Below are 14,000 nucleotides of genomic sequence, written 5' to 3'. Positions count from 1 at the left end.
TTGCCTTGAATGAGTGCAGATGGTGGGGACAATAACGCACAAAAATTGCGTCATTTAGCCTTTATGCATAAAAAGCGAACAGCGAAACAGGCTAGCATCGCGCTCAGAAAGATTAATAAACCGAAATAGCTGATGGGCAGGAATATAAAAATGGTCCCCTTGTTGCAATAACCGGTTTCCTGTCAACAAGGTCAAACTCACAGAGCCATCAATGATCACTCCGGCCGTATCGACAACGGAAAAACAAAACACAGTGAATTGCCCTGCTGATAATCGCTCTACACAAGTACTTAACTGCCGGGAGCTATAAGAATCACTGCCTTCAGCCTCAAAATCTGCACCTTTCAGCGGCGAACTATCAACTTGATTTACGAGATCAAAACCAAAAAAGTCAGTCAAGGAGATTGGAAAAACCGCAAGAATACGAGAAAGGGATTGAATACTTGGGCTGACCTGTCCCTGCTCAATCATCGAAATACTGCTGTTAGTAACCCCTGCCCGCTTGGCAAGCTCACGCTGGGAGAATCCAAAAACATCGCGAATCAGCTTTAAACGTACGGCAGTATCGACAGCGCAAGCAGCATCCGCAGACTCATGAGGAGAAGTCGAAAGGTTTGGTGATGTATCTATACCAGTTGCATCGTGCGACATGCTTGGTACCTACAAACAGGAGAACGCAGGATAAACATCAGCATCGGGTAAACACCCGATGCTTTTAGCGACGTTTACTTTTTGGAGGCAAGCAGTTGGTCGCGCTCAGCTGTTGGCAAATTGTCCACAATCAACTGATAGGAGTGATCAATCATGCGCTGAATTTGCTCAGTAGGGATTGAGCTATCCAAAATGATGGTGTTCCAGTGCTTTTTGTTCATCTGGAAACCAGGGCGAACCGCTGGGTATTGTTCACGCAATTGCAATGCAAGATCAGGGTCACACTTCAGGCTAACACGTGGCACACCACCTTCTGCCGTCAGAGTCGCGAACATTTTGTGGCACACCTTATAGACCGCCATATCGGGGCCAGAAGGGAACATTTCTTTGGCTTGATGTTTAGTTAAAAGGTATTTTTGTGTGGAAAGAAAATCCATGTTTTAGTCCTTTATCGAACAACTCAGGTCGATTAAAAAGCTATAAATAGGGTTAAGGTCGAGCAATTACAGAGGTAATTATGTTGCTCTTGTCGCAAATTCCTACATGCAATGCCTGTCAAGTATAGGCAACAAGAAAACAACTTGTGCTCATTATTACCTTTAGATCGGCCCCGCTCCCTCACCTAGCGCCTATTCTGCATCAGCTATTAAAGAAACGATAGCAAGAATGGCGCGAAATTCATCAATTTTTATTTACCTGACCATTAAATGGTCAATGTGACCAGTTGACACCCTCAATTTGGCTTTGTTTCACGGATTTTTCAGTGCCCATGCCGATCAAGATGTCGCGTTTTCTTACTCTCTCACTTGGAGCCTAGCATATATATAAAGAGCGAGTAATTGCTTAAATTTATCGCCCAACATGAATTAAAACGATGTGCGTCTATATTCACGATACTCCGGTTGCCAAAAATTCTTTTCGATCTTATCGTCAACCAACTCATGAGGGATTGGGAGAGCTACACCATCAGCAATAGCCTGCAGGATAACGGCTTTAGCAATGATCTTGCTCACCTCCCGAATTGTCTCCAGTGGCGGCAGCAAAGCCCCTGCTCCGGTTTGTACAATCGGCGATGAATCGGCCAATGCTTTACTGGCCGTCATCATCATATTGTCGGTAATACGTGAGGCTTTGGCGGTGATCACACCCAAGCCAATACCCGGGAAAATGTAACTGTTATTGCATTGGGCGATATCAAAAATCCGCTCCCCCATATCAACTGGCGGAAATGGACTGCCCGTTGCTACCATTGCTTTACCATAGGTCCAGCGCAAAATATCGACCGGTTGAGCTTCAGCTTGGGATGTTGGATTAGATAGCGGCAGAATCAATGGCCGCTCACAATGCGCTTGCATGGCTTCAACTACGGCTTTGGTAAATAATCCCGCCTGACCGGACACGCCAATTAAGACCGTTGGGCGAGCATTAGTGACGACATCAAGCAGGTTGATAGCTCCATCACCTCGTTTATGGGTCAACATCCAAGTATTTACCACCTCATCAGGCGTACAAAATGGGATTTGGAAATCAAATAACCCCGGCATACCTGGTTGCAACAGTCCATCGCGACTAATCAGAAAAATCCGGCTGCGCGCCTCAGCATCACTAGCACCTTCTGCTTTCATCTGTTTCACGATCTGATCGGCAATACCACAACCTGCAGAACCTGCACCAGCAAATACGATTCGCTGATCTTTTAACTGCTCCCCTTTGGCTTTACAGGCTGCCATCAAAGTCCCTACAGCCACAGCCGCTGTACCCTGAATATCATCATTAAAACAGCAGAGCTGATCGCGATAACGATTTAACAATGGCGTCGCATGATCCTGCGCAAAGTCTTCAAACTGCAGCAGCGCATTCGGCCAGCGCACCTTGAGCGCCTGAATGAACTCATCGACAAACTCGTAATACTCTTCGCCGGTAATACGGGGGTGGCGCCAGCCCATGTACATTGGATCATCCAACAACGCCTGGTTATTAGTGCCGACATCCAGCGTGACCGGCAGTGTATAGGCTGGGCTGATGCCACCACATGCGGTATAGAGCGCGAGCTTGCCGATAGGAATCCCCATACCGCCGATGCCTTGATCACCTAGCCCAAGTATCCGCTCACCGTCGGTCACCACAATCACTTTGACATTCTGTTTGGTCGCGTTTTGCAGCATATCGTCAATGCGGTCACGATCTGGATAAGAAATAAACAATCCGCGTTTGCGCCGATAGATTTTGGAGAATTGCTGGCAAGCCAAACCGACTGTAGGTGTGTAAATCAGTGGCATAATTTCGGTGAGATGGTCAGTTACCAACCGGAAATATGCAGTTTCATTGGTGTCCTGAATATTGCGCAGATAAATATGTTTATCGATTGCAGAATCAAATGAGCGAAGCTGCTGATAAACGCGCGCCTCCTGCTCTTCGATTGTTTCAATGTTATAAGGCAGCAAGCCTTCCAGATTAAATTGTTGCCGCTCACGCAAGGTAAATGCACTGCCCTTGTTGAGCAAAGGCGCTTCAAGCAAAGCCGGGCCAGCAAAGGGAATGTAAATTGGACGTTTTTTTGCCATGGTAATCACTGGAGAATGTCTGCGGATTTAATCCAAACCATAGCGCAATTGCTGTAGAACGGCCAGCAAAGGAAGAACAATTATTAATTTGATTCAACGAAGGGTAAAATAACCCGTAATTGTTTTCCCCCTCTACTTTTAATCACGCGAGATAAACATGAGTATTGATACATTTATTGAAAGAATTAATTCAAATCCTGACAGCGTTCAGTTTGCCGACACCATGACCCTTATTGAAAATAATTACGACTTTACGCCTACTGCATTTCAGAATGGTTCACTCAAAAACGAAGCGGGTCAAAACTCTGGTTCTTGCAAACTTTTTTCTTTTGCAAAATTACATAACCTCACTGAGGCTCAAACACTGGTGTGTTTTGGTGATTATTATCGTGTTGATGTATTGCAACATCCTGATGCACAAGATCATCAGAATATTCGCAACTTTATGCAATTTGGTTGGAGCGGAATTCAGTTTGAAGGCTCTGCTTTGAGTTCCAAATAATATGTGGGTACAAAAAGAGTTTCGTCTTGCAGCACGCGCACGCGGATTTCATCTGATTAGCGATGAAATCCTGCGACAATTACCCGAGCTTGCAAACTGTAAGGTTGGACTGCTGAATATTCTGATCAAACACACATCTGCGTCATTAACTATTAATGAAAATGCAGATCCTACGGTGCGAAAAGACTTCGAAAGTTATTTTAATCGCATAGCACCAGAAGATGAGCCTTATTATCTTCATAACGATGAAGGCAGTGACGACCTACCCGCCCACCTAAAAGCAAGTCTTTTAGGGGCAAACCTGAATATTCCGATTACAAACGGACGTTTGAATATGGGGATATGGCAAGGTGTTTATCTGTGCGAGCATCGCAATCACGGTGGCAGCCGCTCACTTGTAGTGACGCTGCAAGGTGAAACCTTTTAGCGTTACATTTCTTCTTAGTAGAAAGAGTCATTCATAAAGCCTGTTACACATCCTTGTGCAACAGGCTTTATTTTTCGAAGCTAATATCCTGCAAACGAACTTCTGCTGTGGTTTTTTGTTCGGGTTCAACCTGAATATACAAATCCACAAAACCGGATGTTTCTTTTTCAGGAGCAGCTTCAGCCAATATATTTTTGAGCGGCATGCTATTTCGGCCGTAGGTTTTTAATGTTGCCGGTGATATCAGCCCCTCAGCCAACACTTCGCCCTCAGCGTTATCGCGGCGAATCTTAAGTATCCACGGCGTAGCTTCTTTGAAAAATAGCGCACCGATTTTGACGGAAGTTACAGATGTTAGGTCGTAACGCCCAATACCAAAACCTGAAACACCTTCGCTACCCAAAACCTTGATTGTTTTGATTTCATTGTAAGTATCGGGCTTTGCTTCTTTTGTCGCTAAGTCAGCGTTAAACACCCCATCAAAGTCCAAACGCGGCGGAATAAGTTTGATCTGTTTACTCACTGTTATTGGTGCAAGGCGATTCGCGCCCTTATCGGTATATTTTGCGGTGAAAATGTAGGCTTCCCCGTCAACTGTATAGGGCTTCTCTGTCGCAACCACAGCCATTTTTTTCTGATGCGATTTCAACTCGACAACACCAGATAATGCCAACCCCTTAGGTGATGGATCTTCCGCTAGTGACAGCACATAAGTCGCCAAAGCAGTGCGTTCAGCCGCCGTCAAACCAGAGAATGCAGGCATATTCATTTCACCCCAAACACCTGCTCCGCCGTTGCCAAGTTTGTTTACCAAATATTCAATTGCTTTGGGATCTTTTTGATATTTTTTAGCTACATCGCGAAACGCAGGGCCAACCATTTTTTCGTCTATCTTATGACATCCCAAACAATTGTTTGCATCAACCAGAGCCTTAGCTTGCTCAGCCACATCCGCAACTTGATGCCCTAATGTCGATGACGATTTGGGTTTTACATAATTAAAAGTCACTAATGGATTAGCATTTTCAACTACAGAAATCACACCATCTTCCTGATCATTAACGTTGAAGCTATAGCTGAATTGTTCTGTATCAACCCAAAAGAATGACTGGTTTTGATTGGATGAGAATTCAATCACTGGAGGCTCATTGCCGATTTCAAGCACGCTGGTTACGACTGTTTTTGCGTTATGAGCATCTGTCACGGTCAAATCCAGATTATATTTTCCGGATTTTTCCAGAGCCAATTTCAATTCATCGCCATCGCCTAATGCCTGCTCGTCACAAACAGAATCGGCACAGCGCAATGTCCAAGCGTAAGTAATTTTGTCACCATCCAAATCGACTGATTTTTTCGCCGATGCGTAAACGGTTGCGGGAATCCCATATTGGGTTTTATTCAAGGAGATTTCAGCAACAGGCGGACGATTTCCAGCTCCTACATATTCAATTCGGGCAAGACGTGCATCCGGGTTGCCGGTAAACCAGGACATACCATACTCCAATACATACAAAGTGCCGTCCGGCGCAAAGCGTGAATCGATTGGCAATGCATAGCTAATTTGCGGAGCAAAAGGCTCAATTTTTTGGATTCGCCCTTGCTCATCCATACTCACCACTTTCACCCAGGCGCGCATAAAATCGAGAATAAATAATTTATTGTTGTAGTACTCAGGGTAACGGTTAACTGATTCAGGATAATCTTGTGCGTGATATACATCCGCCACTAACGCAGTACGCCCACCGGTTCCCATTTCAGGAAACACATCAGAAACACCATAGGGGTATGCGATAAAAGCCGGCTGTGCAGGCGGTAACTCTTTTGCGCCAGTATTATTGGGTGAGTTATTGATGGGGCGATTCACATCCACTAACGGGCCAGTTTTTTGGGTGATGTAATCAAACATTTTGTAAGGTTTATTTTGCCCAATCACAAGCGGCCAACCAAAATTACCGGGCGCCGTTACGCGATTGACTTCATCGTAGCCACGCGAGCCTTTTTCTTCGGAATCATTACTGGCATCCGGTCCGACATCGCCATAAAAAAGCGTGTTGGTCTTTTTATCGAAAGTCAGAGAATAAGGATTGCGTGCGCCCATTACATAAATTTCAGGGCGACCTTGAGATGCATCGGCAAACAAATTGCCTGCGGGAATATCATAACCACCATCCGCTTTTGGCTTTATACGCAATACTTTGCCACGTAAATCATTGGTATTGCCCGCCGCACGCAAGTCATCGTTCTTTTGCATGTCTGGGCGAAAATCGATTGGCGAATAGCCATCCTGATCATGAGGATTGGTGTTATCGCCCGTAGAAAAAAACAATTCACCGTTGTTGCCAAACTCCAGATCACCACCGGTATGACAGCAATTATTATCAATAGGATATTGCAGAATTTGTTGTTCGCTGGCGGCATCGACTTGATTATCTCGCCAGTTAAAACGCGATAAGCGCTGATAAATTTTCCCCTCGTTGTCTTTAGTTGTAAAAGCAGCGTAGATGAATTGATTTTTTTCAAAATCGGGATCGACAGCGACCCCAACCAAACCCCACTCCTGATATTTATCGTAAGCAACGGTGATTTTTCCCGCATCACTCAGAGCGCTGGTTTTGTAATCAATACGCTGAAATTTTCCAGGGCGTAGTGCGATAAGTGCATCACCATTCGGGAAAAACGCCAGTTTTACCGGTTCATCCAAATTTTCAACCAAGGTCTTTTTGATAAACCGATTATGTTCAGGGCGGGATTTGGTGTAATCCAAATGTGGTTTATCACCGCCTTTATGATTTAAACCGACCGCATAAGTTAATCCACCTAACAAATGTGCCAACAAATCAGGATTGGAAAAGGATTCGCTGGTGTGCCCCATTCCCGTGTAAAACGCGCGGCCACCATCATAGTCGTGATACCAGGATATGGGATGGTCGTGATCATGCTCACCGCCTTGATAAGTTGACTCATCGACCTTGGCCACCACATTAATAAATTCATAGATATCGCGATAGTTATACCACTCATCCGCAACGCTGATTGAATCGGGAAGTTTTTCTGTTGAGGCGTGATTTTTATTGGTGAAATTTACGGTTGCCTGCTGAACATTGCTCGGTGTGTTCGGATGATTTTTAAAAACGGCTCCGACTAAATTGCGATACCAAAACCAATCGCCTTCCCATTCGGTATCTGCCGCCGCATGAATGCCGACGAAACCACCGCCCGCCTGAATGTAGCGTTCCATCGCCAACTCTTGGTTTTCATCAAGTATGTCGAGCGTGGTATTTAAAAAAACGATGGCATTAAACTGGCTAAGATCGGCATCATTAAATAAGCTGGAATCCTCACTCGCCAAAACAGTGAATTGCTGTTCTGCAGCCATTTTTTGCATAGCAGCGATTCCAGCCGGAATGGAATCATGGCGCCAACCTGCGGTTTTGCTAAAAACCAGAATGTGCGCACCTTTTATCGACTGAGGCTCAACAGATGACAGTGCATCTGTTTGATTGCTGACTGACTCAGAGTTTTGTTCACAACCAACCAAACCGACAAGCAATGCGATTAAGCAGAATACTCGATTAAATATTAAAGACCGAAATGAAATAACAGTATGAGTTCTGTTCATTGTTACACCCGTATGAACTGATTATTTTTGTAGAAATTATAGTAGTGAAAATAAAAATGCCACTGAGTGTATCAGTGGCATTTTTGATGAGCTTGCAGGTTTACGCTTGTAAACGCTTCTTTTCCTGCGTTTTGTTTTTCCGGGCTTTTTCCCGAGCTTAATGTTTTGTTATGCAGGTTCCAGCCAGCGTTGCAAACGGGATTCTAACTCATCGTAACGGATCGGCTTGCTGATATGGTCATCCATCCCAGCCGCCATATAGACAGCCTGATCAGCATCTGACTGCGCTGAGGTAACTGCAACAATCGGCAAACGGTGCAGGCTATGAGTCTCACGTTCGTGGTTACGAATTTTACCTGAGGCTACAATACTATCTTGCTCTTTCATGTCGTAATCCATTAGCACCAGATCAAAACGCTCCTGCTCGACAATCTCCACTGCCTCTAAACCGTTTTGCACAACCTGCACATAACAGCCCAATTTTTTGAGCATCGCGCTAATAACCATTTGATCAACGCGATGATCCTCGACCAGCAGCACCCGTGGCACTATTGCCAGCGCCGGTGTTTCTTTTTCAGATGATTTACGATCTTCATCCACATTGAGATTCAATAATTTTTGTACTGCAACATCGTGCAAACGACGGCGCATAATAGGCTTTTCAATAATGCTGACCTGCGGGTGAGCACGCAGATGCAATTTCATTTCCGGGCTGTCACTTTGCATGATGCCCATCGCCAAAATTTGTTTTACTCCCGCGATTTCAGGATGCTGGGTAATTGTTTGGGAAATCGCCAAACCATTCATGCTGTTTAAGCGAGTAAAAATAAACACCAAATCAAACGGCGAATTATTGGCAGCCTGCTCGCGCAGTTTGGCGATGGTTTGCTCCTGCCCTGAGACAATCGTAGTCGCCATCCCCCAAGCATTAATTTCATCGGCTAAGGCATTGGCGTTGTGTTCGGGTAAATCCACCAAGAGTGCACGTTTTCCTCGCAATTTTTGCTCTGAACCAAAACGGCGCTCTTCATGGGAAATAACTTGCAAAGCGATATTGATAAAAACCCGATTGCCGCGGTTTTTGTTTTCACGCAAGTGAATACTGCCACCCATACAAGCGGCCAGTCCTTTACAGATGGCGATGCCGATACCTTTTTGATTGCTCTCGTGTGCTTCAGCATCATTTTCACCGGCGACATTTTTTTCGCTGTCGCTGATGATGACTTGCAGCTCACCAAAATCATCTTGCTCCTGATGAAAACGCGCTTCGATATACACATGCTCAATTCGGCTCGCCTTCAGCGTGTGATTGAGCAAGGTCGCCAGAATCTGATTCAAGCGCGTGACATCACCTTTGACGCGCAGCGGCATGTTAGGGTCAAAACTGTAAAAGAGTTCAATTCCCTGCTGATGCGCATCGAGCGTAAAGTCCTGCACAAACTTTTCGAGCACGCGACGAAGATCAAATTCAACTTCATCCAGCACCAAAGTTTTGGTGGTAATTTTGGAAAAATCGACCACGTTATTTACCAGATCGATTTGGCGCCCGGTGGCTTTGTTTGCGGTGGTCAATAATTCGCGGTGATGTTCGGACAGCTGACTGTCGTCGATCAACGAAAGCGTACTCATTACATCGCTAATTGATGAGCGAATTTCCTGCCCGAGATTCACCAAAAATTCGTTTTTCAATTCCATCTGCGCTTGCGATGTGCGCTTTTCATTTTCCAAACCTTGCGCACGTTCACGCAACGCGTAATGCGCTTCCAATCGTTCCCAGTAAGCCAGCGATGTCACTTTGCCTTGGTGGCTGAGCATGATGTAAAACACCACCATAATGCTGCCGTACAAAGCGCCTTCCGCTGTGCCTAACAAGATTGCGGTAACTGCGGCGGGAAGCTGGCCAATGGCCAGATACAAGCTGAGAAAGTGGCGATAAGGAGCAAATACGTTGGCCACACTGGAATAAAACACGACCGAATAAAGCCACATCACCAAGGTTTCATCGCGCATCCCTTGCACCCAAGTCAGGGTGACGAGAATAACGCTCCACCATGCGGCGCCAAGACAGGATGCGAAAAAATATTGATTGCGCCAACGCGTGGGCGCACGGGCATAGAGCGCATCAAAGCGGAAAAGATAATAGCTGCGTACCAGCGTTACCAGAAATAATCCCGTCACCAACACTATCGCCAGATTGTGTTCTTTTTCCTGAAAATCACCAAAGGCAAGGCAAAGTACAAAGACGATAAAGTTAAGAATTAAACCGCGGCGGCTGTACTTGGCAACACGCGCATCTGTCTCGCGCATGATGGCGCGGTCTTTTTGAACTTTGGTGGCTGGGACAAAAAAATGAAGCATGGTTAATCCAGTCGGTGGGGTGGATTGAAATCAAGATTTGAAATCGGCGATTGCCTTAAGACTAGCCGAGAATGTGCACAAATATTTCTTTAATCACAAATACCATAATGGCAAAACCCAGCACCCCAAAAAGGACGAAAGTGCCAAACCGGCCTGCTTTGGACTTTTTAGCCAGATCCCACACAATGAAAAACATAAAAATAATTAATCCGCCGCCGCAGATATACATGGCCCAGGTTTCAAATTGTTCGAGATCCATAGTCGATTTAGCCTGATAAAAATGTAAGACAAGAGTGGAAAAGATGAATTGGGCGGCATTCTAGCGAAAAAAGCAGTGAAAAAAAGCAAAATACCACAGCCCTAAGGATTCAATTAACAGCTATAAAGACTCAATCAATTGAGGCACCACCTCAAACAGATCGCCTACCAAACCATAATCCGCCGCTTGAAAAATTGGCGCATAGGGGTCTTTGTTGATGGCGACGACTACGCGCGAATCGCGCATCCCTGCCAGATGCTGTACTGCGCCCGATACCCCCACTGCGATATACAAATCAGGCGCAACCACTTTGCCAGTCTGTCCGACTTGCATATCACTTGGGATAAAACCGGCATCAACCGCTGCACGCGAGGCACCAACTCCGGCTCCCAGCTTATCCGCCAATTGATGAAGCAAGCAGACGCCCTCACCCGTTTGCAAACCTCCACCGCCCGCCACCACTATGCGCGCCGAGGTCAATTCTGGCCGCTCTGATACCAGTGGTTGCCGGCGAATTAATCGGCTCGATGGCTCGGCCTCGGGAACCGCTACTGCAACAACCGGTGCAGCTGCAGACACACCAGCATCCAACTGCACCGCATCAAACGCGCTGGCACGAATGCTTAGCAGATTGATGGACTGATTCGACTGTACCCGCTCAAGCGCACTGCCGGCATAAATCGGGCGAGTAAAGCTATTGGCGGATTCGATTGCGATCACATCGGTTATGGGCTGGATATCCAACAGCGCCGCTACCGACGGCAGCAGATTCCGCCCAAACGAGGAGGCACCAACAACGACATAAGCATAATCACGCGCTACGTTAGCCAGCCAAGGCGCCAGCGTTTCTGTGTGCTCGCAACTCTCAGCTTGCGCAACCAATACTTTCCGAATGCCCGGAATACGCGCCGCAGCACCAATCACGTCAGCAGAGTTTTGCCCGACGACCAGCAGATCTATCGCCAAGGACTTAAACTCGCGCAAGTGTTCAACCGCGCCCATGACCTTGAAGTTGATCGAGCTAAAACCATTGGTGCCCTGCTCGATCAAAACCAACACGGCCGCGTCAAATTGCGATTTGTTTATCTGCGTCATATCACCTTGGCCTCCTGCCGTAGTTTTTCGACCAATTCAGCCGCCGTCGCCACCTTTACCAGTTGCTGGCGCGAGTTAGGCACCTCAATGGAAATTACATTCAAGCGCGGCTGTAAATCCAAACCCAGTGTTGCAGCTGGGATGTGACTTAAAGGCTTTTGCTGCGCCTTGATCAGATTCATCACGGTTGGAGAACGAGGGCTATTGAGGCGCAACCCCGTGGTGATAACAGTGGGCAATTTGAGCGCCAGCGTCTGCACAAAACCATTTGCCTCGCTAGTTGCCCAGACTTCATCACCTTGATATTCGAGATGGGAAACAAACGTGCCTTGAGGATAGCCACAGAGTGCAGCCAACATTTGACCAGTTTGGGCGTGGTCGCCATCTGCCGATTGCTGCCCGAGCAGAATCAACTGCGGTTGCTCTTGCCGGATGATTTCGCGCAAAACCTTGGCAACCGCCAGGGGTTCAAGTGAAGCTTCCGTTTCGATATGCAGCGCACGATCAGCTCCCATTGCAAGTGCGCGGCGCAGCGGCTCCTGCACGGCCAGCGTACCGATACTGACCACCAGCACCTCGGTCGCAAGCCCCTGCTCCTTCAGGCGGATAGCCTCTTCGAGCGCCTGTTCGCAAAATGGGTTAATCACCATTTTGGCGTTGGCGATATCCATTCCACTGCCATCCGCCAAAGGGCGCACACGGACGTCAGGATCTACCACACGTTTTATTGCCACTAACACTTTCACTGCGCATTCCTTGTCATACAAACTCAAGGTTGAGTTATTACTTAAACCAAATACAGCCAATCGGCCAGAAGGCACCATTCAAACACATTCACTGGATATTCACTAAATGGTCTCTATCAATCGTCAATCATTTTGGGCGAGAGCCGCTAAAATGGCGCGCAAAATAACCATCCAGCGCCCATTCAGCTTATGTACGGCAAGATTTGCTTTGCGTACACTGCCAACCTCTTTTTTAACCCGTTTTTACTATCGAGATTGTTTATCGGACTGTTTATGCGCACGACTAAAATTCTTTCTATCGCGGTTATCTGCCTGTTCCTTTCTGCTTGCGTGTCATCACTTCTGATCGGCAACCAGCTGCAAAGTAAATTGATGTGGTCTTTTCTTAAACCACTGGTTGGCTTTGACCCAAACGAAGTAAACCTGTTTGAAACGCCAATGGTGAAAGACCGCATGACATCGCTGCTGGGCGACAAATACGAACCCACAATGAAGCTGTTACGCACCGCACAAGAAATCCAACAGGAAGGCGCACTGTTTTACGTGGCGTCACGTTATGCGCCCGCTCAAGTGCAAACCATTACCGATAAAGCCGCGATGGTGTGGAACGCAGATACCAACCAAATGGCGGTTATGCTGATTAAAGATGGAGTGCCGAATATTGTCTCGGAGCAGGTAGAAGGCGCCAAAGAAAAAATCATTCCAACTCTGCCGACAGAACTGCAAACCGCTTACGACCAAGCGCAAGCCGCCAGTGCAGTGATCAATGAAAAGAAAAAGGCATTAGAAGATGCACAAAAAATTATCGATAACCCAATTGATGCGGTAACGGATACCGTCAATAAAAAAGTCGATGCAGAACAACTTGAACTGGAAGAAGCATTAAAGAAAGAAGCTGAGCAATTGAATAACCCTGCGCCATAACCCTGTTCACGGTTCCATCGCCACAAGCGCGGCATTTTTAGGCAAGCTTAATCAGAAACAAGGATGTTTCTTCGCACGAAGATAACCGCTTAACCGTAACCCCGTTTGTTCGCCAAGTACTCCTCCGCCAACGCAAAATCTTCCGGCGTATCTATATCCAAACTATCCATTTGCGACATCAAATACGGCACTTCGTGAGTGCGCGGAATCATCTGCTCACGCATAAATTCCTCAACCTTAAAAATCGAAATAGCGTTATTAGGCATATAGAGCGAGGGTAAATCCTGCCTGCGCATATAGGACGAATGCGCACCTGTCACCGGCGTCAAATATTCACCGCCGCCAACATAAGCTTTGATCAGCTGATTATTAATTTCGTAAACACTGATTAACCCACGGCAGGTTGGAAAATCATGGAACTCGGCCAGAGCCTCGCGAATGTGAACCGCCGTTCGCAAAGGTGATGTGGGAGGAAGCAGGATAATAATGTCTTTTTCAGCAGCTTTAATGCGATGGATAAATTCCGTCACCACATCATCGATGGGGGTGTCATCAAGCGCCAGATGCGGGTCGCGCTTGAACTTTTCTGCTCCGTAATAATGAGCAACCGAGAGGGTTTGATCGTCGTCGGATGACACATAAACACTATCGATCACTTCCGATTTAAGCGCCGCGTTGATCGTATAAACCAACATAGGCACATCGCCCAAAGGCGCAATGTTCTTTTGCGGCATGCCTTTGGAGCCACCGCGTGCGGGTATGAGAGCAAAGACTGTAGACATAACCCCTCCAACATCCTAACGAACGTGAATGGTATAGCTAAGCTTAAAAAATAGTCTTTGTATGTGGGATTTG

At 46.6% G+C, this 14,000-nt stretch carries 12 protein-coding genes; 3 read left to right on the top strand and 9 right to left on the bottom strand.

Annotated features, from left to right (window positions below; genetic code table 11):
• Positions 1-54: 54 nt before the first annotated feature.
• The 3 genes from SPL68_RS08370 to SPL68_RS08360 form a co-directional block, all read right to left on the bottom strand.
• The gene (locus SPL68_RS08370; protein ID WP_323814638.1) at positions 55-651 is read right to left on the bottom strand and encodes a helix-turn-helix domain-containing protein; all 597 of its coding nucleotides are present in this window, start codon (positions 649-651) and stop codon (positions 55-57) included.
• A gap of 74 nt (positions 652-725) precedes the next feature.
• Complete coding sequence (locus SPL68_RS08365) at positions 726-1,088, bottom strand: MmcQ/YjbR family DNA-binding protein (RefSeq protein WP_323814637.1); 363 nt, start codon at positions 1,086-1,088, stop codon at positions 726-728.
• Between the two features lie 429 nt (positions 1,089-1,517).
• Entirely contained in the window at positions 1,518-3,215 is a 1,698-nt protein-coding gene (locus SPL68_RS08360) for an NAD-dependent malic enzyme (RefSeq protein WP_323814636.1), read from the bottom strand.
• Between the two features lie 157 nt (positions 3,216-3,372).
• Between SPL68_RS08360 and SPL68_RS08355 the strand changes: the two genes are divergently transcribed.
• Positions 3,373-3,717, top strand: coding sequence for a HopJ type III effector protein (locus tag SPL68_RS08355; RefSeq protein WP_323814635.1), 345 nt, complete (start codon positions 3,373-3,375; stop codon positions 3,715-3,717).
• Between the two features lies 1 nt (position 3,718).
• Positions 3,719-4,144, top strand: coding sequence for a secondary thiamine-phosphate synthase enzyme YjbQ (locus tag SPL68_RS08350; RefSeq protein WP_323814634.1), 426 nt, complete (start codon positions 3,719-3,721; stop codon positions 4,142-4,144).
• A gap of 67 nt (positions 4,145-4,211) precedes the next feature.
• Here SPL68_RS08350 and SPL68_RS08345 read toward each other — a convergent pair whose 3' ends face one another.
• The 5 genes from SPL68_RS08345 to SPL68_RS08325 form a co-directional block, all read right to left on the bottom strand.
• A complete protein-coding gene (locus SPL68_RS08345) occupies positions 4,212-7,763 on the bottom strand; it encodes a ThuA domain-containing protein (protein ID WP_323814633.1) in 3,552 nt (1,183 codons plus the stop codon).
• A gap of 168 nt (positions 7,764-7,931) precedes the next feature.
• Positions 7,932-10,121, bottom strand: a complete 2,190-nt coding sequence (locus tag SPL68_RS08340; RefSeq protein ID WP_323814632.1) for a response regulator — start codon at positions 10,119-10,121, stop codon at positions 7,932-7,934.
• 61 nt (positions 10,122-10,182) lie between these two features.
• Positions 10,183-10,380, bottom strand: a complete 198-nt coding sequence (locus tag SPL68_RS08335) for a DUF2788 domain-containing protein (RefSeq protein ID WP_323814631.1) — start codon at positions 10,378-10,380, stop codon at positions 10,183-10,185.
• A gap of 120 nt (positions 10,381-10,500) precedes the next feature.
• A complete protein-coding gene (locus SPL68_RS08330) occupies positions 10,501-11,475 on the bottom strand; it encodes an electron transfer flavoprotein subunit alpha/FixB family protein (RefSeq protein ID WP_323814630.1) in 975 nt (324 codons plus the stop codon).
• Positions 11,472-12,221 carry an electron transfer flavoprotein subunit beta/FixA family protein gene (locus SPL68_RS08325; RefSeq protein WP_323814961.1) on the bottom strand — a complete coding sequence of 250 codons (750 nt, stop codon included), beginning with the start codon at positions 12,219-12,221 and terminating at the stop codon, positions 11,472-11,474. The genes SPL68_RS08330 and SPL68_RS08325 overlap by 4 nt, the downstream gene beginning before the upstream one ends.
• Before the next feature lie 273 nt (positions 12,222-12,494).
• Between SPL68_RS08325 and SPL68_RS08320 the strand changes: the two genes are divergently transcribed.
• Positions 12,495-13,145, top strand: a complete 651-nt coding sequence (locus SPL68_RS08320; RefSeq protein WP_323814629.1) for a hypothetical protein — start codon at positions 12,495-12,497, stop codon at positions 13,143-13,145.
• 89 nt (positions 13,146-13,234) lie between these two features.
• Here SPL68_RS08320 and SPL68_RS08315 read toward each other — a convergent pair whose 3' ends face one another.
• Positions 13,235-13,927 (bottom strand): acylneuraminate cytidylyltransferase family protein, encoded by a 693-nt coding sequence (locus SPL68_RS08315; protein ID WP_323814628.1) that lies wholly within the window; start codon positions 13,925-13,927, stop codon positions 13,235-13,237.
• Positions 13,928-14,000 lie beyond the last annotated feature (73 nt).

It is taken from the genome of Cellvibrio chitinivorans (assembly GCF_035117775.1).
Taxonomy (GTDB): domain Bacteria; phylum Pseudomonadota; class Gammaproteobacteria; order Pseudomonadales; family Cellvibrionaceae; genus Cellvibrio; species Cellvibrio chitinivorans.
Note: the sequence above shows the minus strand (reverse complement) of the source record. Positions and strands in the feature narration are given on the sequence as shown.

Bases quoted from the DNA above. Each gene is read 5' to 3' on its own strand.
- SPL68_RS08370 (WP_323814638.1), bottom strand. From the start codon at position 651: ATGTCGCACGATGCAACTGGTATAGATACATCACCAAACCTTTCGACT.
- SPL68_RS08365 (WP_323814637.1), bottom strand. From the start codon at position 1,088: ATGGATTTTCTTTCCACACAAAAATACCTTTTAACTAAACATCAAGCC.
- SPL68_RS08360 (WP_323814636.1), bottom strand. From the start codon at position 3,215: ATGGCAAAAAAACGTCCAATTTACATTCCCTTTGCTGGCCCGGCTTTG.
- SPL68_RS08355 (WP_323814635.1), top strand. From the start codon at position 3,373: ATGAGTATTGATACATTTATTGAAAGAATTAATTCAAATCCTGACAGC.
- SPL68_RS08350 (WP_323814634.1), top strand. From the start codon at position 3,719: ATGTGGGTACAAAAAGAGTTTCGTCTTGCAGCACGCGCACGCGGATTT.
- SPL68_RS08345 (WP_323814633.1), bottom strand. From the start codon at position 7,763: ATGAACAGAACTCATACTGTTATTTCATTTCGGTCTTTAATATTTAAT.
- SPL68_RS08340 (WP_323814632.1), bottom strand. From the start codon at position 10,121: ATGCTTCATTTTTTTGTCCCAGCCACCAAAGTTCAAAAAGACCGCGCC.
- SPL68_RS08335 (WP_323814631.1), bottom strand. From the start codon at position 10,380: ATGGATCTCGAACAATTTGAAACCTGGGCCATGTATATCTGCGGCGGC.
- SPL68_RS08330 (WP_323814630.1), bottom strand. From the start codon at position 11,475: ATGACGCAGATAAACAAATCGCAATTTGACGCGGCCGTGTTGGTTTTG.
- SPL68_RS08320 (WP_323814629.1), top strand. From the start codon at position 12,495: ATGCGCACGACTAAAATTCTTTCTATCGCGGTTATCTGCCTGTTCCTT.
- SPL68_RS08315 (WP_323814628.1), bottom strand. From the start codon at position 13,927: ATGTCTACAGTCTTTGCTCTCATACCCGCACGCGGTGGCTCCAAAGGC.